Below are 24,141 nucleotides of genomic sequence, written 5' to 3'. Positions count from 1 at the left end.
ACAAGCTGACTGATTGCCGACAAACACGCCCGCAACGCCGGGGTTGCGGCCCCCTCTCAGTCGGCCGGCAACTCTGCAGAGGAAACAATGGACGATGAGGTGAGGCTCGTTGAGGCGGCGCCGGGCGATGGGGGTGCAACCAAGTCCCGCCGATGAAGTTACGCACTGACCCGGCTTCATAAAAGGCAAGAAAAACAATGAAACGCACTTCAGTTCTCGGTCTAGCTACCGCCTTCGCGCTCGCCATGACACCTGCGGCTTTCGCCCAGGCCGACGCGGCGGCGGGTGCCGATGCCGCTGTCACAGTCGACGTGAACGGCGACGGCAACATCACCTCTGAAGAACAGGCAGCGGCGGATGCCGCGGCCTCGGCCTCCGGTACCGCCTCTGGCGGAGCAAATGCCTCGGCCAGCCTGACTGTCGATGCAAACGGGGACGGCTCGATCGGCGCAGACGAAATCGCCGCCGCAAATGCCGCGATTGCCGCGAGCGGCAACGCCAGCGTCGTACTGGACGCGAACGGCGATGGAAACGTCAGCCTCGAGGAAGCGGCAGCTGTCGAGGCTGTCCTGTCGGCCACCGCGGGCGACACGGTAGCGTGCGACGCCAACGGGCTCGCATCGATGATGTCGAACATGAAAATGGCCGATCCGGCGGCGATCACGCCGGCCGGCAACGTCAAGGTGGTGCTGGTGTCGGAATGCGAGGCCGACGACGTCAGCACGGCGCTTGCCACTGAAGGCGCCACCAATATCCGCAAGGCCCTGGAAGCGAACGCCGCGGCGGTCGCGGCCATCCAGGCACGTGGTGCAACCCTCGCGGACGTACTTGGTGCAACCGCAGAAGGCGATACGGTCACCGTTTACGTCGTCTCTGGTGCCACCGCGGGCTGACCAACCGCTGCGAAGGGGCTCGTAAACTTGCGGGCCCCTTCGCATCCCTCTCTCCGGAGCGGCCGGGAGGAACTATTGGCGGCGCGGTTCGCTATACCTGATCAAACGGAGGATCAAAATGGCTAGAGGATTGAACATGGCGACGCCCGCGATTGCGCTGCTCGCCACACTGGCGGTCGCCGGCTTCACGCACCGCGAGCAGATCGGCAAGGCGCTGGGCGACGCTCTCGGCAGCAAGCCGGATGGTCAGAACCCCGCAACGGGCACCCCCGCCAGCGCGTTCGGCACGGGGTTCGGTGGAAATGGCGGATTGGGCAACATACTAGGGGGCCTCGGCGGCATGCTGGGTGGCGCGGGGACAGGTGGAGTGCTGAAGGATGGCCTCGATGGCCTCCTCGATCGCTTCAGGCAAACCGGTCACGGTGACGAGGCGGAGTCCTGGGTTAAGGACGGCCCCAACCGCACCATTGATCCGCAGGTCCTGGAGCGGGCGCTCGGGTCGCAGGTCGTCGATCACCTGCAGTCGCAGACCGGCCTAGCAAGGGATGAACTCCTGCGGCGCCTCAGCACGAACCTGCCGCAGACCGTCGATACCCTGACGCCGCAAGGCCGCCTGCCGACCGAGGAGGAGGCAAACGGCTTTTCCTCATCTGTATGATGGTAAATGAGACGGCGGAGGCCGCGACAGTTCCGTTGCGGACGTTTGATGAGCCTGCGTGCGGAATGTACGCAGGCTCGATCCATTCTACTCAATCTGCACCGCACCCACGCTCGATCGTCGTGGCGCCGTGAGGCTGTCTTCCATCCGTTCAATAATCGGATCGAAGCGTTCCTTGTCCGCCAAGGGATAGCTTGCCTCGAACGCCGAGAGAAGGGTTCGGTCGGGCGAGAACATGAACTTGGCGTAGAAGATCAGGTCATCGGCCGCGTCATTCTCGCGGCGATAGTACCCGGAGATGGCGAGCCACGAGTTGCCCCTGCGGCTGTAGGTGATCTCCTTGATGCGGTCTGCTCCCGCTAGGGTGTCCTCGAATTGAGCGGGGCCGACACCCATGTCGTTGACCGCGCCGTAGATGTCGATCTGCCCACGCCCGTCCGCTTCGATGAGCGTCAGGCCCTTGTCCGTCTCCGATATCGAAAACCCCGCTGTCGGATGTTCGATGGCGTAGTTGTAGGTTTCGTTTTGATAGGTGCGCCAGTCTTGTGCCTGCGCAGCGCTGGGCGCGACGAGGAGCAGGCTTGCCAGAAGGATGAGAAAGCGATGCACGACAACCTCCGACTGATTTCGGAGGATCAATGATCGGGTGCGCTCAGCGTTCCCGCTGGTGCGCTAGAGGCGCCGGAGCACCATGCAGTCCAGAATGGCCCACAGGTGCAAGCCGGCGCCGATGACCACGAAGCAGTGCCACAATACGTTGTGAAAGTGCAGTCGCTCCCACAGGTGGAAGATGATGCCCGAGCAATACGCTACCCCGCCCGCCAGCAGCAGCCAGAGCGTACTGGGCGGCAGTGTCGCCGCAAGCGACTGAAACACGGCCACGCCGCTCCAGCCGATGCCGAGATAGAGCACTAGTGCGGCGCGTCCGAACCGTTCGGGGACGAGGAGCTTGAGCGCGACGCCGATCAGCGCCGCCGCCCAGACGCCGATCAGCATCCAGTTTCCAAGCGTCGTGCCGCCGAGCGTCGCGAGGATCGGGGTGTAGGTGCCAGCGATGAGCAGGAAGATCCCGGCCTGATCGAGGCGCGCGAGGACCCGCTTGACAGGCGAGATCGGTGCAAGGTTGAAAGCCATCGAGACGCCAAGCACTACCGCGAGAGATGCGACGTAGATGCAGAGGGTGGGAACGAGTGCAGGCGCAGTCCGAAAGCCCGCCATCGCCACCAGTACGCCGCCGAGGCCCAGGGCGAGAGCCAGCCCGATGATATGGACAGCGCCGTCCCAGAAGAGTTCAGCCCGGGAGTACGGGGCGCCTCGGTGCCACCAGGTACGCCCGGGATGCTCCAGGGTCGAAAGGAAGTTAGTGGCCGGCATTGTCGCACTCCAGTTTAGTGGATATGCAACGCCGGTGGGCAATGTTGGATGCGTCCACCGGTTCGAAAATGCCGCGGCACGACAGTCGCTAGAAGCGCGCCCAGTCCATCGACTCCACTGTTGACTGCAGGCGCGGCACCAGATGCCTCGCGACCTCCTGCGCTGCCATGCGCCCGGCCTGATAGACGTAGGCGACCTCCCGCGGCGACATCTCGAGGCGGCGCTCCTTGTCCAGTTCGTACACCCAGGTAGCAAGGGCGACTGTAGCGCAGAAGCTCCGATTGAGCTCGTCCGTGTCTGGAAAGGTGGCGACGATCACTTCTTCGATTGCCCTCGCGCCGTCCAGCATTTCGACCGGCAGCGCCTGAGCCACAGCGACGTGGGAAGGCTCTTCGTAGTTCAGGATGGTGGTCATTTTCATCACGTTGCGGGCCCCCGACCACACTGCGCGAGGTAGAGCGTTCGCGTTCTCGCAACGCACAACCTGATAGATAGCGATCGTATCCGGTTCGAGCGAGAGGCGTCGGCCGGCCGGTTCGCGACCTACCCAAAAAATGCTCGCATTGGCGCAACCTTCTCAGCCTAGACCCGTTAAGTCGCGTTATTCCGCATTGGGCTTGCACATACAATGGATCGATTTCAGGCATCCCTGAGTGAGGACGGCCGCTCTCGCCTCCTCCTCGATGCCATCACAGACTATGCCATCTACATGCTCGACATTGATGGGGTGGTCACCAGCTGGAACGCCGGGGCACAACGTTTCAAGGGCTATTCCGAAGCCGAAATCCTGGGACACCATTTCTCCCGATTTTACACGGACCAGGACCGGGCAGCCGGCCTGCCGGATTACGCGCTGCGGACCGCCAGAACGGAGGGGCGCTTCGAGAACGAGGGCTGGCGGGTCCGCAAGGATGGCACACATTTCTGGGCGCATGTGGTCATCGACGCGGTCCGCGACCCTGTGGGCAACGTCATCGGTTACGCCAAGGTAACCCGGGACCTCACGGAGCGAAGGAAGGCCGAGCAGGCGCTGATCCAGAGCGAGGAGCAGTTTCGCCGCCTCGTGCAGGGCGTAACGGACTACGCGATCTACATGCTGCAGCCGGATGGCCGCGTCGCCAACTGGAATGTCGGTGCAGAGCGCATCAAGGGCTATTCCGCCGACGAGATCGTCGGCCAGTCCTTCGCGCGGTTCTATACGCCCGAGGATCGAGCGGCGGGTGAACCGGCAAAGGCCCTGGCGACTGCCAGGCGGGAGGGGCGCTATGAGCGGGAGGCCTGGCGGGTTCGCAAGGATGGCACCCGCTTCCTCGCCAGCGTGGTGATCGACGCCATTCGGGATACCGACGGGGAACTGCTGGGCTTCGCCAAAATCACACGCGACATCACGGAGCGTGCGGAGGCGCAAAAGAAACTCGAGCTGGCGCGAGAGCAATTGTTCCAGTCCCAGAAGATGGAGGCCATCGGTCAGCTGACAGGCGGCGTTGCCCACGATTTCAACAACCTGCTGACGGTCATCCTCGGCAGCCTGGAGCTGCTCCGCAAGCGTCTTCCCGACAACAGCTCGATGGAGCGTTTGCTGGACAATGCCGTAGAGGCAGCGCAACGCGGCTCAACCCTCACAGGACGCATGCTTGCTTTCGCCCGCCGGCAGGATCTGACGCTGCAGCCGACGGAATTGCAGGGACTGGTGCACAACATGACTGACCTGATGCAGCGCTCCTTGGGGCCGCAGATCAGGATCGAGACCAGGTTCCCTCCAGCCCTTCCTGCCGTGCTCACTGACCCTGCACAGCTCGAAACGGCGCTGCTGAATCTGGCCGTGAACGCGCGGGACGCGATGCCTGCCGGCGGGACGCTTACGATTTCTGCGACAGAGCAGGTAGCTGAGCCGGGCTCTGATGACAGTCACTACGTTCGCCTGTCGGTCCGCGATGAAGGCGAGGGGATGAATCCCGAGACCCTGGCTCGCGCTGCCGAGCCGTTCTTCACGACCAAGGGGGTCGGCAAGGGCACAGGGTTGGGGCTTTCGATGGTCCACGGGCTCGCCGAGCAATCCGGGGGTCGCCTCACCCTCGAGAGCGAGCCAGGACTGGGGACGACGGCAACGATCTATCTGCCTGTCGCGGAGGCGGGAGCGACTGACGTACAGATCGTCACAGGATACACGGGGGAGAACGCGACCGCATCCCAAGCCAAGTCCCTCGTGGTCCTGGCAGTCGACGACGATCCGCTGGTGCTCATGAATACTGCTGCGATGCTCGAAGATCTGGGCCACACCGCTATCGACGTGCTGTCAGGCTCGGAGGCGTTGCAGCGCCTCGAGACGCAGCACATCGACATGGTGATCACCGATCACGCAATGCCAAGGATGAGCGGCTCGGAACTTGCTGCAGCCATCCAGATGCGGTGGCCCGATATACCCATCGTGCTAGCTACGGGTTATGCGGAGCTCCCGTCGGGGGGCAATCAGACCCTGCCACGCCTATCAAAGCCATTTAGCCAAGCCGATCTGGCGCGCGCGATTGCGGGTGTGCCGCATATTTCCCGAGTGACGAGTTGAGGGGTTCGCTTCGCTATCCCGAGCGAACCGTGTCAGCTATTGCCGGGGAGGCCCACGGGGAGCGGGATCGGGCTGATGCTCGCCTCCTCTTCGGAAATGTCGAGCCCGGACTCCTCCGACAACTCGCGCTCAGCCCGCTCCCAGTACTGCTTGTCCATACCCTCAGGTGACCCATCGGCCTCCCACAGGGCGTAGGCGCGGTCGCGGATCTTGTCGTGCTTGATGTCGGGCATGGCATGCTCCTCCGTTCAAGCGCGACAACGCACCGGCGGAGTGAGAGTTGCGCGGCCTGGCTACGAAGAGAGGCTGGCCAGTACCTGGGACAACTGCTGCTCGATGTGCGACATGGACAGCCGGACATCGTGCACACGGTCGTGGCCCGCCACCTCGCTGGTTGCCATCAGGAACGCTGATTGCGCGCTTCGCACTTCGGCGAGCAATTTCTCGGCGTCCGCAGCCGCCTGAGCTTTCTGCGAGGGGGAAACGTGACTCGAGGCGAGCATTGCCTTCAACTGTGGCACCTGCGCGTTCCACGCCCCGAGAGGGCTGACAAAGGGGCGGATGAGCTCCGCCATCTTCTGCCTGCGCTCCCGACCGCTCGGATCACGCCGCCGGGCCCGCTCGCTGACATGGTTGACCGCACTCATTTCAGAACCAGCGCACTCGGAAGAGTGTCATGTTGGAGGAGAATGTCTCGTAAATGGAACATGGTATGAGCGTTTCCATCCGTGATTTGCGTTGTCTGACGGCAAGCACTGAAGGCCGACGCGGAGCGCCTACATGGATCAGTAGAAGAACTTACGCTTCGCCACTTGGGAGGTCATTGTAAAATGACATATCTGGCCGGGAATCGGAGTGAGTAGGTTGCTGTGGTTGAGGCGCTGCCGATTGCCTTGACCGGGGCTCGGCCCTGCGAACGTAATGCAGGGACGGGCCTTCGGGCGGGTGAAAGCACAACCCGAAGGCACCGTGGGTCGGTCAGCAGAGCCGCCGGGCTCAGGCGCCATCCGGCCTGTCCCAGAAGCGCAGGGCGCCGCAGGACTGGATGAAGGCGCCGGCGTCAGCGGCCCTGTCCAAAGGTATGAAGCCATCATCAAGCTCGTCGGAGATGCCGACCTTGGTGAGCAGTTTGAGCGATGCCTCGGTGAAGCCGATGAACTTGTAGTGGGCATAGGCATCCGACACAAAGTCACGGGCCGGGGGCAGCTTGAGCAGGCCAAGCACGCCTTCTTCTGTGATCAGCAGGGCCACCGCATCGAACAGCACTGAAGGGCCGCCGTCGATCTTGTGGTGTGCGGGGATCAACTTGCCATCGCTGCCGATCACTCCGCCCACTGTAGGCGCAATGATCTCGACGACGCCGCCGGCCGCCGCGGCGGCATTCTGGAGTTCGCCGAGCAACGCCACGTCCGCCCCTTCCGTGACGAGGACGCCCAGCTTCCGACCCTTGAAGCTCTCAGGGCCGCGCTTGAGGATGCTGAGAGCGTCGGATGGCGGGAGGTCGGTCTGTGGCTTCACAGCCGGGGCAGCCGGGGAGGGGAGCGTCGCAATTCCCAGCCCGTCCGCGACCGTCTGGGCCAGGTCCGTGTGGATGTTCTGCAGGTGCGACAGCATCCTCTCGCGGATCGCCGGGACCTCGCACTTGGACAGCTCGAAGACCAGGGCGTCGCCGATGTGGCGCTGCTCGACGAGGGTCTGGCTGGCGTAGAACTGGCGGGCCTGGCTGTAGTGGTCCGCAAAGCTCTCAGGACGAAGCCTTACCTTCGGCCCCTCGGGCTCTTCAGGGAAGGTCGTGAAGCCGCACTCGCCGGATTCGCGCGGACCGCCGATTTCCGGACCCCACGAGTTGGGCTCGTAGTTGGCGCGGCCGCGCGGGTTGTGGAAAGCCATGTGGCCGTCCTGCTGAAAATGGTGGAACGGGCACTTGGGGGCATTGATTGGCAAATGAGTGAAGTTGGGTCCGCCCAGACGCTTGAGCTGCGTGTCGAGGTAAGAGAAGTTTCGGCCCTGCAGCAACGGGTCGTTTGAGAACTCGACGCCCGGGACGATGTTCTGCGTCATGAACGCAACCTGCTCGGTCTCGGCGAAGAAGTTCTCCGGAAACCGGTCGAGCACGAGGCGGCCCACCGGCACGGCCGGCACCTGCTCCTCAGGGATGAGCTTGGTGGGATCGAGGACGTCGAACTCGAAAGCCTCGGCGAAGGCCTCGTCGAACGTTTGGAGGCAAAGTTCCCATTCCGGAAAGTCGCCTGACTGGATGGCGTTCCACAGGTCGCGGCGATGGAAGTCGGGGTCGGCGCCGTTGATCTTGACGGCTTCGTTCCAAACCACGGACTGCAGGCCCAGCTTCGGCTTCCAGTGGAACTTGACGAAGGTCGACTTGCCCTTGGCATTCACGAGCCGGAAGGTATGGACGCCGAAGCCCTCCATGAAGCGGAACGAGCGCGGGATGGCCCGGTCCGACATCACCCACATGATCATGTGCATCGACTCGGGGGTGAGCGAGATAAAGTCCCAGAAGTTGTCGTGCGCGCTCTGGGCCTGCGGGAACTCCTTGTCCGGCTCCTGCTTCACCGAGTGGATGACGTCAGGGAACTTGATCGCGTCCTGGATGAAGAATACCGGGATATTGTTGCCCACGAGGTCCCAGTTGCCCTCCTGGGTGTAGAGCTTCACGGCAAACCCGCGGACGTCGCGCGCGAGATCGAACGAGCCTTTGTTGCCGGCGACCGTTGAGAACCACACGAAGGCCGGCGTCTTCTCGCCGGCGCGCTGGAACAAGTCGGCCTTGGTCAGGTCTGGGATGGGCTTGTAGGTCTCGAAGAACCCGTGGGCGCCGTAGCCGCGGGCATGGACGACCCGTTCCGGGATACGTTCGTGGTCGAAGTGGAAGATCTTCTCGCGGAAATGGAAGTCTTCGATCAGCGCCGGTCCGCGTGCGCCCTGGCGCAGCGTGTTCTGGTCATCGGCGACGGGCGCTCCCTGCTGGGTGGTGAGGACATCGTAGCCTTCCTCGGCGGTCTGGTGTGTCTCGCCGCCCGCACCGCGTTGCACGGTCTGATCCCCGTACACTACCGTTTTGTAAGTATTCCCGCTTTGCCTGGTCTTTGCCACTTTACTTTCCTCTGCTGGGGGTCACTAAAGGACGCGGTGCGCAGACATTCGTTCCCTCGCGCGCTAAAGCTTTTTCGGGCAAGCCACCCGGCTGCAGGCGTGCCGCTCTCGCAACGTAGATCCGCCCGCCTGCAGTGCTGCAGGCGGGCGGATCTTAGCCCGGACCGGGCTTGGCTAGTGGATTTCGGGAGCCCGCTTTTGCTCGCGCAGGTCGTCGTAGAGATCGGCCGCTCCCTCCTTGCCGCGTTCATAGAGATCCGCGGCCCGGGACTTCCCTTCCTCGTAAAGATCGGAAGTAACCTCAGCTGCCTTGCTCCGAACCTTGTCGCCGAGCTTTCCGACCGTCTGGTCTTCCTGCTTCGTATGGGGCAGGGCCGCGCCTAGCGCCGCGCCAGCGGCGAAGGCCAGGGCTCCCGCCACGAGCGGCTGGTTCTGGAAGCTGTCCATTATCATGCGGCTGGTACGGTCCACCTGATGCTGCGCGGCACCTCCCAGTTGCTGAGCCTGCTGGCCCACTTGATCGAGCGCATGGCTCACGCCCTTCTGCATGTCATGCCAGCGATGCGACGCCCAGCCGGCAGCTTCGTCCAAGCGGTTGCCCGCCTCATCCTGGAAATCCCGGACCCGAAGCCCCGCTTCATCGATGAAGCCTCCGAACTTGCGTCCGGCATTGTCCATGAAGGCGCCGGCGCGCTCACCAAGCGCGTTCGACTCGGCCTTATAGCGCCGGCCTGTCGTATCCTCGAATTCGCTGTACCACTTGCCGGAGCCATCCTCCGCGTGACTGACGCGGCGCAGGCCTCCCGTCACCGTGGCGTAGGGATAGTCGGGTTCGGACCGTTGCGGAGCGCTCTCCCCGTGCGGCATCGAGAGCTTCGGGCCCTGTCCCGACATGAGCCAGACGAGGCTGATGCCGAGAAGCGCTGCCGGCAGCGGGTTGTTCGCGACCGTCTGGCCCAGATTGGCGGCAAAATGTTGCCCGCCGTTCTTGGTGTAGCTGAGCAGCTCGTCGACGATCTGCCCGGGTGACAGTCGTTCCTTGATTTCCCCTATGCGGTCTTCGATCCGCTGGCGCTGCGCTTCGACCTCGATCTCGAGTTCGGCGGAGTCTTTTCCGTAGCTGCTCATCAGAAGCTCTCCTTTGCTACCTCGGCGTCGCGCGCCAGGGAATGAGTGGTGCGGGTAAGGTTGAGGCGCGAGGCCTTCCAGGCATCGAGGCTCTTCGAAATCAGGCTCCAGGCGATGCCGCCGACCACCAGGGCGACCACCAGAGAGGCGACGAACCCGGCGGCCGGTTCGGACATTCCGAAACCGACGAGGAGCCAGCTCAGGCCGGTGACCAGCGCGGCGAGAAACACTCCCACCGCGGCAATCGCGAGCACGGCCCCAATGGCAAGGCCTTTCGACGCTCCTAGCACGGCCTCGAGCTTCTCGGAGGCCTCGGTCTTGGCGAGCTGAATCTCCTTGCGAAACAGGCCGGAGATGTCGCCGGCCAAGCTTCCGAGGAGATCACTCAGGCTTCGCTGCTGTTCAAATTCCGGCATCGTAGCCTCCCACGCTCTGCGCGTAGCTTGGCGTTGCCGAACCGTTGTTGGACGCCGTGCGCTCGCGCTCAGACTGCGATTCGGAGCGGCGGTTGGCACTCGCCAGAACGAAGCGGCTCGCGACGAAGCCGAGCAGCGCCGCGGCTCCCATGAATGCGACTGGCTGCTTGCGTCCAAAGTCCTGCGCCATGCCCAGGATCTGATCGACGTCATTGTAGCGGACGGTCGAGGTCAGTTTGGCGGCGCCGTCAGCGACCATGCGCACGTAGTGTGCGCTGGACTGGTCCTGCTGTTCCAGTTCGCCCGCCACTTTCTCCAGGGCCTCGGAGACGGCTGACAGTTGGTCGACGACAAAGTCCTTCTGCTCAGTAGCCAACCCTTTGGCCTTTTCAGCAACCTCGCTGATCTGCGCCTTGGCTTCTTCGCCAAGGGCAGCCGCCTGTTGCTTCACCTCCTCGCCAAGGCCGGCGAGGTCGGTCTTCGCCGTTTCAGCCAGCTTCGCCGCATCCTCCCGCAGTTGGTCGGACGCCGGGTTCTGGTTGTTGCGGGTGACGGGATATTCAGGGGCGCTCATTGCACAGCTCCTTGTAGGTCGGGATGGCGGCTGACTGACGTACGCGACGTCCGGGCCGGCTACTGTTTCCAATGAGTTGGCGAGCACTCGGTTCCCGCGGGACCGGGCGCTGATGCAATTGCCTGCAGGGAGTTGATCCGCGAACCGGCCGGGGCCATCCCCGGGGCCATTGATCCGGAGAGCTGAGCCCTGATTGGTCAGTGCTGCTCCAGCTCGTCCGAGGACGCTGAGGCCTTCTCGCGGGTCGTCCAGCCGCGTTCGCCCCACTCTCGCACGGTGACCGCGATCCGGCCCGCGCTGATGTCGATGAGATTGTAGCCGTTGGCCTGACCGCGAAGGCGCGTCGAGATGGTGGACGAGGCCTGCGCAACCAGGATCGGCGAGAAGGCAGCTTGCCGGAGGCCGGTCGGCGCCCCTTGCTTGAGGGAGCCGGGATGCTCGTGACGGCGAACATATGACAGATGGAAATGGCCCGAGAGGACAAGCTGTACCCCCAGCCTGGAAAACGTCTCGAGCGCCAGATTGGCATGGCGAACCAGCCGCATCGGCTTCAGCACCTCGCCCTCGGGCTGCATGAGAGGGTGGTGCGCCACGACGACGCGCAATGCATCGGGCGAGGATGTCTCGAAGCGGCGTTCGAGCGCCTGCAGCTGTTGGCGGCTGATCGATCCATGCGCCCAGTTGAGTTCGGCCCGGAACCGCCGTGACGTCTTGATCCCGGCTATGGCTACGCCATCCAGTTCGAGGAAGGGTTCGAGTTCGGGGGAGATGTAACGCCTGTAGAAGCCATAAGGAGCGAGGAATCGGCGGATCAGGTTCCGCGCGGGCACATCGTGATTGCCCGGCACCGCGAAGACGGGAGCGCTGAGCTGATCGAGAAACGCTCGCGCCGCCTGGAATTCCGGTTCCGAGCCGACCTGCGTGAAGTCCCCGCTTACGATGACGAGGTCCGGTTTCTGCAAATCGAGGTCTGCCGCCAGCCCGCCAGCGAGCAGATCGTCGTGGCTGCCAAAATGCAGGTCCGAGAGGTGGCAGATGCGCATGACGCAAACCTCCCTAGGTCGTGGCCTGTTGGACGTCCGGCTCCTCCGCCGGGACCGGCGGCGCAAGAATGGTGAGCGCCAGCGGCCGGATCCGGAATCGTAACGGCCCGGTCAGGGACTCTATCTCGCCATCGACCATGGCGCGAACTCGCCGCCACCGCGTGCGAACGACGACCGCCCGGACGTTCTCGATCTCCAGCACATCATCGTTTCGCCAGTTCCCCATCAGCATCCCGGCGGCCAGGCGCATCGCGTCGCGAAGCGTAAGTTGCCGGAGCAGATATAGACTCAGCGTTCCCGCATCGAGGCGGGACCGATGGAATACCTGGCCCAAGCCTTCCGCATAGTCGTTGTTGGCGACTGCGATAGACTGCACGCGCTCGATATGTGGCTCGCCATGGCTGGGCGTGACCTCGGCCGCAAAGCGCCGGATCCGCGACAGGCGACGCACGAAATGGAGGAGGAAGCCAATCATTGCGCCAAGGTCCTTGCGTCCGCGGAGTTGCTCGCGGGCTGCCGCAATTCCAGGAACGGCGCCGATGACCACCTTGTGGAGGAAGAGCCGCCCGTTGACCTCGCCGACGTCGATCTTGCGCGGCACCATATCATCGAGAGCCTTGAACCAATCTTCGAGTGTCAGCGGCAAGGACAGGTCGCGCGCCAGGAGATTGGCGGTGCCCAATGGCAGCACGGCGAGCGTCCTGCCGGTGTCTACGGTGACTTCGGCCAGGGCGGTCGCGGTGCCATCGCCTCCTGCAGCGAGGAGAATGGGTGCCGACGTGGACCTGGCGGTGTTGAGCCGCTCGGCAAAGGGTCGCGTGGAGTCAGCGTCGATGCTGACGGTTTCGCCACGCTCGGCGAACAATTGATGCAGGCGTTCGGCCGTGACCCCGGAGCGCATAGCGGTTCCGGAGTTGGCGTTGAGGACTATGTGATAACGGGGTGCCAACACGATGGGGGGACGCCTTTCGACGAGACAACGAGCCAGAGCGAGAATGGTTCGTATTGGAACCCCATCGCCGCAGGCCGCCGCGGCATCCTCTTGACAGTCCCCTCTGGAAGGAGCGCCGTAGGCTGCCTGCCGGCGTGACCGGCGGCTCCATTCTCGTCGTCCGTTCGGCCAACTGAAGGGGACTGAAATGGCAAACCATACCTACAAAAAGATCGATCTCGTGGGCTCGTCGACGACCTCGATCACCGACGCCATCGAGGGCGCGGTTGTCCGTGCCAGCAAGACCATGAGGAACCTCGAGTGGTTCGAGGTCGAGCAGGTTCGCGGCTCCATCTTCGAGGGGAAGATCGCACAGTATCAGGTGGTGATGAAGGTCGGGTTCCGCATCGACGAGCCGGGTTGAACCCGGTTCACGACCGAACCCACTGCGTCTGCACCACGCCGCGATCGATCAGTTCCATGTCCTGCGCCACGAGCCCCGCGCCGGGAAGGACGAATCGCGGGTGACCTTTGCTGAAGCAGGGGATGCCGCTCTCGATGCTGAGGCCGCGCACCTCGGAGAGGACGAAGCGATCGTAGTAGGGCACGAAGAGGTCGAACGTGCCGGTGCCGCCGGTCACCGCGACAACCCCATCGACGATACCAAGGCGCCCGAGAACTGTGCCGATTTCCATGCCGGCCGGGTTCCACAAGATGGTGAGCGGGTCGGCGGGATCAGCCTCGAGGTCCGTGACTGAGCGTGTAAGCACCAGTCGGCGCCGGCCGGGATTAGGGTGCCGCGTGTGTCCCAGGCGTCCGAGGACCACCAGCGCCGCCACATCGAGCGCGGCCTGGAATATCCGCCAGTCGGCCTCGCTGCGGAGCGCTGGCGGCATGCTGCCGTCCGCGGCTGCGATCATCCCGTCGACCGAGACGATGGCGTGACCCTCGACCATGACGGAGCTTTCGGGAATGGGCATGCTTCGGCTCTAGCCTGCGTCGAAGCGCGCGGCAATTGGAGATTGGGGCTTTCCGCGCCCCGCACCCGTGCTAGTTCAGGCGCATGACCCGCGCGGAGCCGCCGAGTTGATACCGCTGATTCTGCCGCTGGGTGACGAAGCACTGCTGGTGCGGTTCGATGAGGTGCTGTCCGACGAGGCCAATCGGGCGGCAATCGCCTTCGCGGCGCTGGCCGAGGCGAGCGATTTGCCCGGCGTGGCGGAAGTGGCGCCGAATCTGGTGTCCGTCATGCTGCGCTACGACCCGTCGCAGATAACCTTCGATCGGTTTGCGGGAGAGGTTCGGCTGCTGTTCTCCAGCACGGAAGGGGTTGTCGAGAGCTCGCGGGCGCACTTGGTGCCGGTGGCTTTCGACGGGGAGGACCTTGACGAGGTTGCCGCCATCCTTGGGCTGTCACGATCCGAGTTCGTTGCGTCTCACAACGAGGCGCCCTTGCGGGTGCTGGCCACCGGGTTCGCTCCGGGATTTCTCTACTGCGGCATGCATCCGGAGGCATTGGTCGTGCCGCGTCGGGCGGCTGTTCGGCGGCAGGTGCCGGCGGGTACGGTGCTGTTCGCGGCGGGGCAGACCGCCATCGCCTCAACCCCCATTCCGACCGGCTGGCACGTGATCGGGCACACTCCCTTCCGCAACTTCGACCCCACCGTCGAACCCCCGACATCGGTCCGTGCTGGAGACACGATCCAGTTCGAGGCGGCGCGATGACGTCGATCCGCATCCTCCGCGCCGGTCCGCTCGCCACCCTACAGGACGCCCGGCGGCCGGGCCTGCTGCGCCACGGCATCAGCGCCTCGGGCCCGATGGACCGGTCGGCATTCGAACGGGCCGGTGCATGGGTCGGTGGGGCAGGAACTACCGGTATCGAGTTCACTGCCGCGGGACTGCGGTTTGCCGTGGAGGGCGGTGCGCTGGCGATGGGCTGCGATGGTGGCTCGTTCGGGTTGAGCATCGATGGCGCGGAGAAGTCCTGGCCGGCGCGCGCGGTGCTCAAGCCGGGTAGCATCGTGGACATCACGCCCGGGCCGGCCGGCAACTACGGCTACCTGCGGTTCGACCGGGAGATCGACGTGCCGCTGGTGCTGGGCAGCCGTGCAACGAGTTCGATTGCCGGCATCGGCGGGATGGGCGGTCGGGCGCTGGTGGGAGGCGATGTCGTGGCATTCGGCGAGACTGCGCCGCGTGTTCCATCGCAACATCCAAGGCCGTCCGCTGTTCGACAAGGACCTATCCGCGTCACCTGGGGCATTCATGCCGACCGTTTCGACAACCCGACGCGCCAGCGGTTCGTCAGCGAGGGATTCGCGATTTCGGCACAGCTGGACCGGATGGGTGTCCGCCTGGCCGACCGGGCCGGCGTGTTTGCCGGAGCCACGATCCTGTCCCTGGTCTCCGACGCGGTGGTGCCGGGCGACATCCAGATCCTCGGCGATGGTACGCCGATCGTGCTGATGCGCGACCATCAGCCCACCGGCGGCTACCCGCGGATCGCGACGGTGATATCGGCGGATTTCGACCGTCTTGCGCAACTGAGGCCGGGGACCGAACTGAAGTTCGAACCGGTTACCGTCGCACACGCTGAGGCCCTGAACCGATGAAAGCTTTCGACCTCAATGCTGACCTTGGGGAGGGCATGCCGGGGGACGAGGCCCTGCTGGAAATCGTCTCGTCGGCTTCGATTGCCTGTGGTGGTCATGCCGGTGACGAAGACACGATGCGGGCTGCCTTACGTGCGGCCAAGGCTCACGGGGTAGCGGTCGGGGCGCATCCGGGCTTCGCCGACCGCGAGAATTTTGGCCGCCGCCGCCTCATCCTGCCACCAGAGGAACTGGACGAGCAGGTGCGCGGACAGGTGCGGCGACTGGTCGAGATCGCCGAGGAGGAAGATGTGTCGGTGCGCTACCTGAAGCTCCACGGGGCGCTCGCCAACATGGCCGCCGAGGAGCCGGCGGTGGCGGCACTCTGCTTTGCCTCAGTGACCGGGCTGGTTCCCGGGCTTGCAGTGCTTGCGATCGACAACAGCGCCCAGGTCGAAATGGCCGAGGCGCTGGGCTATCCGGTGGTGCGCGAGGCCTACGCCGATCGCGCCTACCTGCCGAACGGCCTGTTGGTGCCGCGGTCGGAGCCAGGCGCGGTGCTGTACGACGCGGAGGCCATCGCGGAGCGAGCGGTGCGTCTGGCGCGGGCAGGGGAACTGGTGGCGATCGACGGATCGGTGATCCGGACCGGCTCGACGTCGCTCTGTATCCACGGCGACACTGCCGAGGCGGTGTCGATCGCGCTGGCCGTGCGGCAGGCGCTTCAAACCGAAGGCATCGCGATCCGCGCGCCCTACTGAGGTTGCGCAGGCCGGTAACTTGTTCCATATCGGCGGCGCCAGCTTGAGGAGCCTCCAATGACCGCCAGGATCATCGACGGAAAGACCTATGCGGAAGGCCTCCGCGCACGGATCGCCGGCCACGTCGAGCGTCTGAAGCGCGAACATGGCGTCACGCCCGGGCTGGCTGTGGTGATCGTCGGACATGATCCCGGCAGCGAGATCTATGTGAGCCAGAAGGCCAAGCTGACCGTCGAGGTCGGCATGCACTCGGAAAAGTACGAGTTGCCGGAGGATGCCTCCGAGGCCGAGGTGCTGGCGCTGGTCAGGAACCTCAACGACGACCCGGACATCCACGGGATCCTCGTGCAGTTGCCCCTGCCCAGGCAGATCGACCCCAACAAGGTGATCGCCACCATCTCGCCCGACAAGGACGTCGACTGCTTCACTCCGGCTAGCGTCGGCAAACTGCAGATCGGCCTGCCGGGTCCGGTGTCCTGCACGCCGCTTGGCTGCCTGATGCTGCTGCGCGATACGCTGGGCTCGCTGGAGGGCCTCAACGCGGTCGTCGTCGGGCGCTCGAACCTTGTCGGCAAGCCGATGGCGCAGCTGCTGCTGCGCGAGAACTGCACGGTCACGATTGCTCACTCCAGGACCAAGGACCTCGCATCGGTGGTGCGCGGCGCCGATATCGTCGTCGCTGCTGTCGGGCGGCCGCTGATGATCAAGGGCGACTGGATCAAGCCGGGCGCCACGGTGATCGATGTGGGCATCAACCGCATCCCCGCACTAGAACGCGGCGAGGGTAAGACCCGGCTGGTGGGTGATGTCGACTACCAATCCGCCGCGGCAGTAGCCGGGGCGATCACTCCGGTGCCGGGTGGGGTGGGGCCGATGACCATCGCGTGCCTCCTCGCCAACACCGTGACCACCGCGTCGCTGATCAACGGTCTTGTGCCTCCAGAGGACCTCACGCCTTAGCGCTGCTCTGGGCGTAGGCGTCGGCCAGCCGCTTGGGGGCACGGAAGCGCCAGGCGTCCTCGAGCCGCAGCGCCAGCTCCTCGTCGCCGATCACCCCGAGCCGCACCAGCAGGCCGGGCCAGCCCTTGAAATGGTCGGTCTGCCAGTAAATCTCGGGCGCCATTTCCATCAGCAGTTCCTTCTGCTCGAGCGGGCAATGAAGCACCATCTCGTCGGGGCCGCGGACCGAGGCGAAGTTCTTGCCCCTGACCTTGATCGAGGGCGCGCCGTAGCTGGTGGACTGGATGACTTCCGGGAGCTTCAGTTCGGCGCACAGGCGCAGCATCCGCCCGATCTCGGTTTCCTTCGTCCTCGCCATCGCCATCTCCCTCTGAGCGAAGCAAAAAACAGCGGTCGACTGGGCGGCAAGTCTGGCGCATCTGCTACCGATTGGCTACACCAGCCTTGAACCCGAAGCGCCAGCCTGCCGGGGTCTCCATGACCGAAGAATCAGACATTGCGGAAATCGGGGAAACCCGGCCCGATCCGGGCGCGCTTCGCGGTCCGGACGATCACCTCAACCAGGCCTGGATCGAACGGCTCCGCTCCCACCTCTCAGCCGGCGACGAAGACGACGTCGCGGCGATGATGGAGCCGCTGCACGCGGCCGACGCGGGCGCCGTGCTCGAGGCACTGGAGCAGGACGAGCGCGTCGCACTGGTCCAGATGCTGGGCGACAGGTTCGACTACCTGGCGCTGACCGAGGTCGACGACAATGTTCGCAGCGATCTGATCGAGGAGCTGCCGGCCGAGGACGTGGCGCGCGGCGTCGCGACCCTAGACAACGACGATGCGGTCTACATCCTCGAGGACATGGATGCCGGCGACCGCGAGGAAATCCTCGCCCAGCTGCCGGCCTTCGAACGGCTGAGCCTCAGGCGCAGCCTCGATTTCCCCGAAGATTCCGCCGGCCGGCGGATGCAGACGGACTTCATCGCCATCCCGCCGTTCTGGACCGTTGGACAGACCATCGACTACCTGCGGGCCGAGAAGGACCTGCCGGACGAGTTCTTCCAGCTCTACGTCGTCGACCCCGGCTATCGCGTTCTCGGCACGATTCCGCTCGACAAGTTTCTCCGCACCAAGCGGCAGACGCGGATCGAAGAGCTGATGAATCCGGATGTCATCACCGTGGACGCTACCGAGGACCAGGAGGAGGCGGCCCGCGACTTCGAGCGCTACGACCTCGTCGAAGTGGGCGTTGTCGACGAAAACAAGCGGCTGGTCGGCGTTCTGACCGTCGACGACATCGTCGACGTGATCCACGAAGAGGCAACCGAGGACATCAAGCTGCTCGGCGGCGTGGGTGACGAAGAGCTGTCCGACAATGTCATCAGCACGGTGAGGAGCCGCGCCCCTTGGCTGGTGGTGAACTTGTTCACCGCCATGCTGGCATCCTTCGTCATCGGCCTCTTCGACGCCTCGATCGAACAGATGGTGGCCCTCGCCGCCCTGATGCCGATGGTCGCCTCGATGGGCGGTAATGCCGGCACGCAGACCATGACCGTGACGGTCCGGGCGCTGGCGACGCGCGACCTCGATCGTGGCCGGGTGCGCCGGCTGATTCTCCGCGAGATGAGCGGGGGATTCATCAACGGTTGCATCTTCGCCGTGTTGATCGGCACCATCACGACGCTCCGCTATGCCAATTTCGGCCTCGGAGTGGTCATCGGCATGGCGATGATCATCAACATGATTGCGGCCGGAACCGGCGGAATTCTGATCCCCTTGGGGCTCAGCAAACTGAAGGTCGATCCGGCGATCGCCTCCTCGGTGTTCGTCACCACGGTAACCGACGTTGTCGGATTTTTCGCGTTCCTAGGGCTCGCCGGGCTGTGGTTCGGCTTGTCCTGACAGGCGTTTCAACGAAACTTGGTCCGTTGACTGTGGCGTTCGCGCCACTTCCCAACCACAGCCCTGGCGGGTTAACGAATCATTACTGTCGCAATTCCGTCAGGAACCTGGGTTGCGGCAGCCCACGATCGGCAAGAGGAGCTTTGATGCGCGGCCATTCAAATTCCGAATGGTGGCGTTCCGCACTACCGACGGTGTCCTGGACACTGGTCTGTTTGCTGGCAATGTCACTCGTCTTCACTATCGTTGCCGGCGCCTAGGACGGAGCGCAACTGGACCTGAAGGGTCTCCGATAGTAGAGAAATTTGGAAGGGCGCCGGGCCACTCGGCGCCCTTCCGCATTGAGGCCCCAGATGAAGCTGATTTTTGCCAATCGTAACTACTCGAGCTGGTCGCTGCGCGCCTGGCTCGTGCTCCGCCATTTCGGTATTCCGTTCGATGAGGAGCTCGTGCTGCTCAGCGGGGAGGGTTGGAAGGAGACCATCCGCAAGAAGTCGCCGAGTGGCCGCGTGCCCGTTCTCGTCGACGGCGACGTGGTGCTCCCGGAAACCATCGCCATCATCGAGTACCTGAACGACAAGTACCCGGCCAAGGGCATCTGGCCCTCGAACCGGGTGGAGCGCGCCCTTGCACGCGCCGCTTCGGCGGAGATGCATGGGGGCTTCAATGCCTTGCGCGATGCCGCGCCGATGAACCTGCGCGCCTCGCACCCCGGCAAGGTCGATGTCGACATCGTGGCCGACGACCTGAAGCGCATCGAGCGGTTGTGGGGCGACCTGCTGTCCCGTTCGGGCGGACCGTACCTGTTCGGAGCATTCAACGCCGCCGACGCCATGTTTGCGCCGGTGGCGACGCGGATCCGAACCTACGAGCTGCCGGTCAGCGACCTGGCCCAGGAGTATGTCGAGGCGATCTACGCCGTCCCGGCCTTTCAGCAATGGCTCGCCGAGGCGCTCAAGGAGCCGTGGGTGGTCGAGCAGGATGAGATTGACATGATCCTCGCTAAGCGGGACGCGGCCGGCCACGCATGATGCATATGATCAAGCTCTGTGTCGGCGTCGCGACGCCGGAGGAGCTGGAGGGCTATCGCAGCGAGCGCGCCCACTGGTGGGGCGCCGACTATGGCGAGGACGTGCACGTCCATCGCACCCGCACCACGCCCCGGCGCAAGGCCGAGATCGAGGGCATCGGCTCGATCTACTGGGTGATCTCGGGCGTGGTGCGCTGCCGCCAGCCGATCCTGCGGCTGGCGGAGGCCACCGACGAGCAGGGGCTGAAGTGCTGCGACATCATCATGGCGCCCGACATGGTCCGCACCATTCCGCGGCCGAAATCGCCGTTCCAGGGCTGGCGCTATCTCGAGCCCAAGGACGCTCCGGCGGACCTCGAACACGGCGGCTTCGCTGACGAGGGTTCGGTCGAACTGGCGGAGGAACTGGCGCGGCTGGGACTGATCTGATGGACATCGAGAGGATCAGCGACGTGACGGTGGCATTCTACGACGGGCCGATCATCGCGAGGGAGGCCAACGCCACGGGCGTCATCGGAGCGTGCTACGGGCAGGGGATCGATCTCCTCGCCATCGCGGTCGAGAGCTTGGCCGACGATTTCTTCTGGCTCAGCAGCGGGCTTGCCGGCGCGGTGCTGCAGAAATTCCAGAATTACGGTTTCCGCGTCGCCATCCTTGGGGACATCTCGCGCTTCACGGCCGAGAGCCCGTCGCTCCGGGACTTCGTCCACGAGAGCAACAGGCGGGGGCAGGTGTTGTTCCTTCCGGGTCGGGATGCACTCGCGGGCAGGCTTTAGCGCTCGTCCAGTACCTCTGACACGGTTGTGAGCAGAATCACCCTCTTGAACGGGTCCGGTGATCCCCGCATTCTTTCGAGCGAGGGCAGGCAACCACCGAATCCTGAGGGGGCGACGGACTCGGGGACTCGCGCGAGGGAGCACCATGGGCAGGACCGGGACCCATGTCATTGTCGTGGGCAACGAGAAGGGTGGATCGGGTAAATCGACCACCGCCTTCCATCTTGCAGTTTTCCTGATGTATCAAGGCTTTCGCGTCGCCTCCATCGATGTCGACAGCCGCCAGCAGACGCTGACGCACTATGTCCGGAACCGGCGCAACTGGGCCCAGTCGCACGACCTGAAGCTCCCCCACGCAACCCACTACCACCTGCCATTGTCGAAGTCGGACTCGGTCAAGGAGAACCAACGAGTCGAGTTCGACCTGTTCCGCCACGCGATCATCGAGGTGGAGGGCGATGCGGATTTCCTGATCGTCGATACGCCCGGATTCGATACCCATCTGACCCGCCTGGCGCATTCGCTGGCCGATACGCTGATCACCCCGCTCAACGACTCGATCATCGACCTGGATGTTATGGCGCATGTGGACCCGGTGACCGGCGATCCGCGGGAGATGAGCCATTATGCGCGGCTGGTACAGCGGGCGCGGACCGAGCGGCTGTCGATCGACGGGCGCACGATCGACTGGGTGATCGTCCGCAATCGCATATCCATGCTGCCGTCACGCAGCACCCGGATCGTGCAGGGCGCCATTGAGAAGATTGCAGTAAGGCTCGGTTGCAGAGTGGCAGAAGGCATAGCCGAGCGCGTGATTTTTCGTTCGCTGTTTCCGACCGGAATGACGGTGTTCGATCCGCTCGACGAGGAAATGCTCGGCGGCCTGCCTTCGATGTCCCATCTCAGTGCTCGGCAAGAGTACCGGGCGCTGGTCGAGGCGTTGAAGCTGCCGGTGAGCGAGCGAGCCAAGGCGCGGATCGAGGGCGAGAAAGCCTTGGCGGCGACAGCGGCCGAGCCGATGCGGTTCGACCATATGGCAGGCGCGCTCTGCTCTAGGGGCGGCGAGGCAGGGTGACGCGCACGGCCCTGAAGCCAGCGGGACTGAACACGTCCAGCTCGATCTCGACATGCGGCATCAGCATTCGGCGCGTGCGGGCGCTCAGCGCCATCACGACAGCCAGCAGCTCGCCGACGCCGCGACGCTTTAGACCGGGATTTAGACGCGTCACCATCGCATTGACCGCCTGCCTGCGGACAACGGCGTCTTCGGACGCGAGAGCCGACTGCCCCACGAAGTGTGCGAGTTCGGTTAGGCTAGACGTATCGCTCATCTGGGCTACTCCAACACAGGCCACAAATTCGCTTCCCCGGGGCGGCTGCTCTTCGCGATCAGGACTGCATCGCGAGGCAGCTCATCTTTGCTCTCTTCAGCTCGTTGCACACGCCGGCCGCGTCCTCACGGCCGCCGAAACCGCCGAACCGGGCTCGGAAGAACACTTGCCCGTTCTTCTCCATCCGTTCGACATAGGGGTGGAACCCGCCAAGGGTCCCGACTTTGGAAGAGGCGTCGCTGATCAGCGAGTTCGCCCCGCCTTCGGTGGGAGCGGCGCCGATCTGGACGATCCAGCCGCCGGTGACGGCCTGCGGGTGCCCTGAGGCTTCCGCAACCGCCAGCGGAGGGGGCGCGGCCTGGTCGGCAATGATGTCCGGGGCCGTGTCGCCGATGCCGCCCGAGGTCATCAGGTCGACTGGCTGGCCCTCTTCGCCGATGCCGACCGGCGGCAGCAGCGGCGCCGAGGGGGCCGTCTGGCCGAGCGGAGCCGGTGCGGCGCCGAGCGAGAAGGTATCGCTGAGCCACGCGCCGATCACGTCGAGCGGCCGATCCTGCGGCTGGACGCTTGCGGTGGTGGGCCGGGCGAGGGTGTTGGCGGCCTGCACCGCCTCGTCGAAGCCGAGGTCCGCCGGCCGTGCTGAGGGAAGGGGAGCGGCGCCATCGATTGAGGCGACCGTGATGTCGTCGGGCTGCTGCGCTGCCTCGACCGGCTGCAGCTTTGCCGTAACCGATACGGTTGCAGTGGTGAGCCGGAAGGTCGGATAGGGCGCAGGCATCACCGGTACGGGATCGGCGGAGGCGACCATGACCGTGGCGCCCTTGCGGCCCGGCTGCGGGATCATCGCCACGTCGAGATAGCCCCCGCTGCGGCTCTTGGGCAGGTACTTCTTGACCAGTTCGCGCACCTTGCTGTCGCGCGCCCCGCTCGAGTCGAAGCCGAAGCCCGCGACCACGATGTGATGGCCATCGGCGCGGGCGGCAGTCAGCAGGTTGAAGCCCGAGGCGTTGGTGTAGCCGGTCTTGATGCCGTCGACGCCGTTGGAGCCGAGCAGCCGGTTGTGGTTGCCGTAGGTCCGCTTGCCGTACGAGAAGCTCTTGGTCTGGAAGAATTCGTAGTAGTTCGGGAAATGCTGGTAGACGGCAATGCCGAGGGTCGCTTGGTCGCGCACCGTCGTGACCTGGCCCTTGTCGGGGAGGCCCGAGGCGTTGCGGTAGGTGGTGTGGGTCATGCCCAGCGCCTTGGCGGTCGAGGTCATGCGCTTGGCGAACGCACTCTCGGAGCCGGAAATGTTCTCGGCAATGACGCGGGCAATGTCGTTGGCCGAAATGGTGACGATCGCCTTGATGGCGTTTTCGACGGTGATAGTCGAGCCGGCCTTGATCCCGAGCTTGGTCGGCACGGCGGAAGCCGCGTATTTCGAGACCGTAAATTTGGTCTTCAAGGTAATGTTACCGGCATCCAGTTCCTGGAACAGGATGTAGAGGGTCATCACCTTGGTGACCGAGGCGGGGTAGCGGGCGGCGTCCGCCGAGCTCTCGTAGAGCACCTTGCCGGCCTTGGCGTCGATCACGATGCCGGCGAACTTGCGCGGCACGGAGGCCGCGTCAGCCGCCGAGACGGTGGGCAAAAGCATTGCAAAGGCAAGAAGGATCGCTGCCGCGAAGCGCGCGAACAGGTCGCGCGACTGGGAAAAATGCTTTTGCGAAAGCACCCGGTACTCCAACTACTCTCGGGCGCTATGGCCACCCGTACTCAACGCCTGGAGAAGCGGCCGCTGGTCCTCCCCAAATCGAGACCAGCCACCCTCCCTGTAGAGACGGAGCTTAGGCAGGCCGCCTTACCATTCCGTAAAATGCGATGAATTTCGGGCACTTGGTTAACGGCGGATGATCCGCGGGTACCTGCTCCAAAGTTTAGGTACTTGGGCACTTAACACGTGAGGAGTTTTGCCTACATAATGGCGTCACCATGCTGCTTCGAACCGATCTTCCCCAGACCCGAGCCATGCGTGCAGCCCTTGACCTGACGCTCCGACCCACTGCTGCCTCCGGCAAGCCGGTGCGAGGTGCCGACGAGGGCGGCAAGGATGGCAAAGGGAA

28 protein-coding genes are annotated in these 24,141 nt (G+C 64.4%); 13 read left to right on the top strand and 15 right to left on the bottom strand.

Features of this window, described 5'->3' with window-relative positions; genetic code table 11:
• Positions 1-197 precede the first annotated feature (197 nt).
• Entirely contained in the window at positions 198-893 is a 696-nt protein-coding gene (locus JWQ89_RS04650; RefSeq protein WP_299638839.1) for a hypothetical protein, read from the top strand.
• A gap of 118 nt (positions 894-1,011) precedes the next feature.
• A complete protein-coding gene (locus tag JWQ89_RS04645) occupies positions 1,012-1,551 on the top strand; it encodes a YidB family protein (RefSeq protein ID WP_299638837.1) in 540 nt (179 codons plus the stop codon).
• Between the two features lie 87 nt (positions 1,552-1,638).
• Here the strand turns inward: JWQ89_RS04645 and JWQ89_RS04640 are convergent, their stop codons facing one another.
• From JWQ89_RS04640 to JWQ89_RS04630, 3 genes are all read right to left on the bottom strand, one after another.
• Positions 1,639-2,160: a hypothetical protein gene (locus JWQ89_RS04640; protein ID WP_299638835.1), complete on the bottom strand. Its 522-nt coding sequence runs from the start codon at positions 2,158-2,160 to the stop codon at positions 1,639-1,641.
• 63 nt (positions 2,161-2,223) lie between these two features.
• Positions 2,224-2,925 carry a hemolysin III family protein gene (locus tag JWQ89_RS04635; RefSeq protein WP_299638833.1) on the bottom strand — a complete coding sequence of 234 codons (702 nt, stop codon included), beginning with the start codon at positions 2,923-2,925 and terminating at the stop codon, positions 2,224-2,226.
• A gap of 88 nt (positions 2,926-3,013) precedes the next feature.
• Positions 3,014-3,340 carry a hypothetical protein gene (locus JWQ89_RS04630; protein WP_299638832.1) on the bottom strand — a complete coding sequence of 109 codons (327 nt, stop codon included), beginning with the start codon at positions 3,338-3,340 and terminating at the stop codon, positions 3,014-3,016.
• A gap of 213 nt (positions 3,341-3,553) precedes the next feature.
• Here JWQ89_RS04630 and JWQ89_RS04625 point away from each other — a divergent pair, with 213 nt between their 5' ends.
• Positions 3,554-5,488: a PAS domain-containing sensor histidine kinase gene (locus JWQ89_RS04625; RefSeq protein WP_299638830.1), complete on the top strand. Its 1,935-nt coding sequence runs from the start codon at positions 3,554-3,556 to the stop codon at positions 5,486-5,488.
• Positions 5,489-5,520: 32 nt separating this feature from the next.
• Here JWQ89_RS04625 and JWQ89_RS04620 read toward each other — a convergent pair whose 3' ends face one another.
• The 8 genes from JWQ89_RS04620 to JWQ89_RS04585 all read right to left on the bottom strand — a co-directional run bounded on the left by JWQ89_RS04620 (position 5,521) and on the right by JWQ89_RS04585 (position 12,715).
• Positions 5,521-5,721: a DUF2934 domain-containing protein gene (locus tag JWQ89_RS04620; RefSeq protein WP_299638828.1), complete on the bottom strand. Its 201-nt coding sequence runs from the start codon at positions 5,719-5,721 to the stop codon at positions 5,521-5,523.
• Positions 5,722-5,781: 60 nt separating this feature from the next.
• The gene (locus JWQ89_RS04615; RefSeq protein WP_299638826.1) at positions 5,782-6,063 is read right to left on the bottom strand and encodes a hypothetical protein; all 282 of its coding nucleotides are present in this window, start codon (positions 6,061-6,063) and stop codon (positions 5,782-5,784) included.
• A 421-nt stretch (positions 6,064-6,484) separates the two neighbouring features.
• Positions 6,485-8,602 carry a catalase gene (locus JWQ89_RS04610; protein ID WP_299638825.1) on the bottom strand — a complete coding sequence of 706 codons (2,118 nt, stop codon included), beginning with the start codon at positions 8,600-8,602 and terminating at the stop codon, positions 6,485-6,487.
• Between the two features lie 174 nt (positions 8,603-8,776).
• Positions 8,777-9,730 (bottom strand): DUF3618 domain-containing protein, encoded by a 954-nt coding sequence (locus JWQ89_RS04605; protein ID WP_299638823.1) that lies wholly within the window; start codon positions 9,728-9,730, stop codon positions 8,777-8,779.
• Positions 9,730-10,146, bottom strand: a complete 417-nt coding sequence (locus JWQ89_RS04600; RefSeq protein WP_299638821.1) for a phage holin family protein — start codon at positions 10,144-10,146, stop codon at positions 9,730-9,732. Before JWQ89_RS04600 ends, JWQ89_RS04605 begins: the two co-directional genes overlap by 1 nt.
• Positions 10,133-10,720 (bottom strand): nutrient deprivation-induced protein, encoded by a 588-nt coding sequence (locus JWQ89_RS04595; RefSeq protein ID WP_299638819.1) that lies wholly within the window; start codon positions 10,718-10,720, stop codon positions 10,133-10,135. The genes JWQ89_RS04600 and JWQ89_RS04595 overlap by 14 nt, the downstream gene beginning before the upstream one ends.
• A 197-nt stretch (positions 10,721-10,917) precedes the next feature.
• Positions 10,918-11,763, bottom strand: coding sequence for a metallophosphoesterase (locus JWQ89_RS04590; RefSeq protein WP_299638817.1), 846 nt, complete (start codon positions 11,761-11,763; stop codon positions 10,918-10,920).
• A 13-nt stretch (positions 11,764-11,776) separates the two neighbouring features.
• Positions 11,777-12,715 carry a diacylglycerol kinase family protein gene (locus JWQ89_RS04585; RefSeq protein WP_299638815.1) on the bottom strand — a complete coding sequence of 313 codons (939 nt, stop codon included), beginning with the start codon at positions 12,713-12,715 and terminating at the stop codon, positions 11,777-11,779.
• Positions 12,716-12,902: 187 nt separating this feature from the next.
• On the opposite strand from JWQ89_RS04585, the gene JWQ89_RS04580 reads away from it, so the two are divergent.
• Positions 12,903-13,118, top strand: coding sequence for a dodecin (locus JWQ89_RS04580; RefSeq protein WP_299638813.1), 216 nt, complete (start codon positions 12,903-12,905; stop codon positions 13,116-13,118).
• Between the two features lie 7 nt (positions 13,119-13,125).
• On the opposite strand, the gene JWQ89_RS04575 is transcribed toward JWQ89_RS04580, so the two are convergent.
• The gene (locus JWQ89_RS04575) at positions 13,126-13,674 is read right to left on the bottom strand and encodes a dihydrofolate reductase (RefSeq protein ID WP_299638812.1); all 549 of its coding nucleotides are present in this window, start codon (positions 13,672-13,674) and stop codon (positions 13,126-13,128) included.
• Between the two features lie 106 nt (positions 13,675-13,780).
• Here JWQ89_RS04575 and JWQ89_RS04570 point away from each other — a divergent pair, with 106 nt between their 5' ends.
• Genes JWQ89_RS04570 through JWQ89_RS04555 form a run of 4 tightly spaced genes read left to right on the top strand, consistent with a single transcriptional unit; the run spans position 13,781 to position 17,009 of the window.
• The gene (locus JWQ89_RS04570) at positions 13,781-14,419 is read left to right on the top strand and encodes a carboxyltransferase domain-containing protein (protein ID WP_299638810.1); all 639 of its coding nucleotides are present in this window, start codon (positions 13,781-13,783) and stop codon (positions 14,417-14,419) included.
• On the top strand, positions 14,416-15,309 hold the full coding sequence (locus JWQ89_RS04565; RefSeq protein WP_299638808.1) for a biotin-dependent carboxyltransferase family protein: 894 nt from the start codon (positions 14,416-14,418) through the stop codon (positions 15,307-15,309). Before JWQ89_RS04570 ends, JWQ89_RS04565 begins: the two co-directional genes overlap by 4 nt.
• A complete protein-coding gene (locus tag JWQ89_RS04560; RefSeq protein ID WP_299638806.1) occupies positions 15,306-16,049 on the top strand; it encodes a 5-oxoprolinase subunit PxpA in 744 nt (247 codons plus the stop codon). Before JWQ89_RS04565 ends, JWQ89_RS04560 begins: the two co-directional genes overlap by 4 nt.
• Before the next feature lie 57 nt (positions 16,050-16,106).
• Positions 16,107-17,009 carry a bifunctional methylenetetrahydrofolate dehydrogenase/methenyltetrahydrofolate cyclohydrolase gene (locus tag JWQ89_RS04555; RefSeq protein WP_299638804.1) on the top strand — a complete coding sequence of 301 codons (903 nt, stop codon included), beginning with the start codon at positions 16,107-16,109 and terminating at the stop codon, positions 17,007-17,009.
• Here the strand turns inward: JWQ89_RS04555 and JWQ89_RS04550 are convergent.
• Positions 16,999-17,367, bottom strand: coding sequence for an MmcQ/YjbR family DNA-binding protein (locus JWQ89_RS04550; protein WP_299638803.1), 369 nt, complete (start codon positions 17,365-17,367; stop codon positions 16,999-17,001). The genes JWQ89_RS04555 and JWQ89_RS04550 overlap by 11 nt on opposite strands.
• Before the next feature lie 119 nt (positions 17,368-17,486).
• On the opposite strand from JWQ89_RS04550, the gene mgtE reads away from it, so the two are divergent.
• The 5 genes from mgtE to JWQ89_RS04525 all read left to right on the top strand — a co-directional run bounded on the left by mgtE (position 17,487) and on the right by JWQ89_RS04525 (position 21,783).
• Positions 17,487-18,902, top strand: coding sequence for a magnesium transporter (gene mgtE, locus JWQ89_RS04545; protein WP_299638801.1), 1,416 nt, complete (start codon positions 17,487-17,489; stop codon positions 18,900-18,902).
• 353 nt (positions 18,903-19,255) lie between these two features.
• Positions 19,256-19,933 (top strand): glutathione S-transferase family protein, encoded by a 678-nt coding sequence (locus tag JWQ89_RS04540; RefSeq protein WP_299638799.1) that lies wholly within the window; start codon positions 19,256-19,258, stop codon positions 19,931-19,933.
• Entirely contained in the window at positions 19,930-20,361 is a 432-nt protein-coding gene (locus JWQ89_RS04535) for a DUF1489 domain-containing protein (protein WP_299638797.1), read from the top strand. The genes JWQ89_RS04540 and JWQ89_RS04535 overlap by 4 nt, the downstream gene beginning before the upstream one ends.
• Complete coding sequence (locus JWQ89_RS04530) at positions 20,361-20,708, top strand: DUF4180 domain-containing protein (protein WP_299638795.1); 348 nt, start codon at positions 20,361-20,363, stop codon at positions 20,706-20,708. Before JWQ89_RS04535 ends, JWQ89_RS04530 begins: the two co-directional genes overlap by 1 nt.
• 145 nt (positions 20,709-20,853) lie before the next feature.
• Positions 20,854-21,783: a division plane positioning ATPase MipZ gene (locus JWQ89_RS04525; protein ID WP_299638793.1), complete on the top strand. Its 930-nt coding sequence runs from the start codon at positions 20,854-20,856 to the stop codon at positions 21,781-21,783.
• Here JWQ89_RS04525 and JWQ89_RS04520 read toward each other — a convergent pair.
• Together JWQ89_RS04520 and JWQ89_RS04515 are read right to left on the bottom strand one after the other, a co-directional pair.
• Entirely contained in the window at positions 21,761-22,039 is a 279-nt protein-coding gene (locus JWQ89_RS04520) for a hypothetical protein (protein WP_299638792.1), read from the bottom strand. The two genes, JWQ89_RS04525 and JWQ89_RS04520, sit on opposite strands and share 23 nt — an antisense overlap.
• 58 nt (positions 22,040-22,097) lie before the next feature.
• Entirely contained in the window at positions 22,098-23,753 is a 1,656-nt protein-coding gene (locus tag JWQ89_RS04515) for a serine hydrolase (RefSeq protein ID WP_299638790.1), read from the bottom strand.
• Between the last annotated feature and the right edge of the window lie 388 nt (positions 23,754-24,141).

The organism is Devosia sp. (assembly GCF_028290645.1).
Lineage (GTDB): Bacteria > Pseudomonadota > Alphaproteobacteria > Rhizobiales > Devosiaceae > Devosia_A.
The sequence above is the reverse complement of the archived record's forward strand: the minus strand, read 5'-3'. Positions and strand labels throughout refer to the sequence as shown.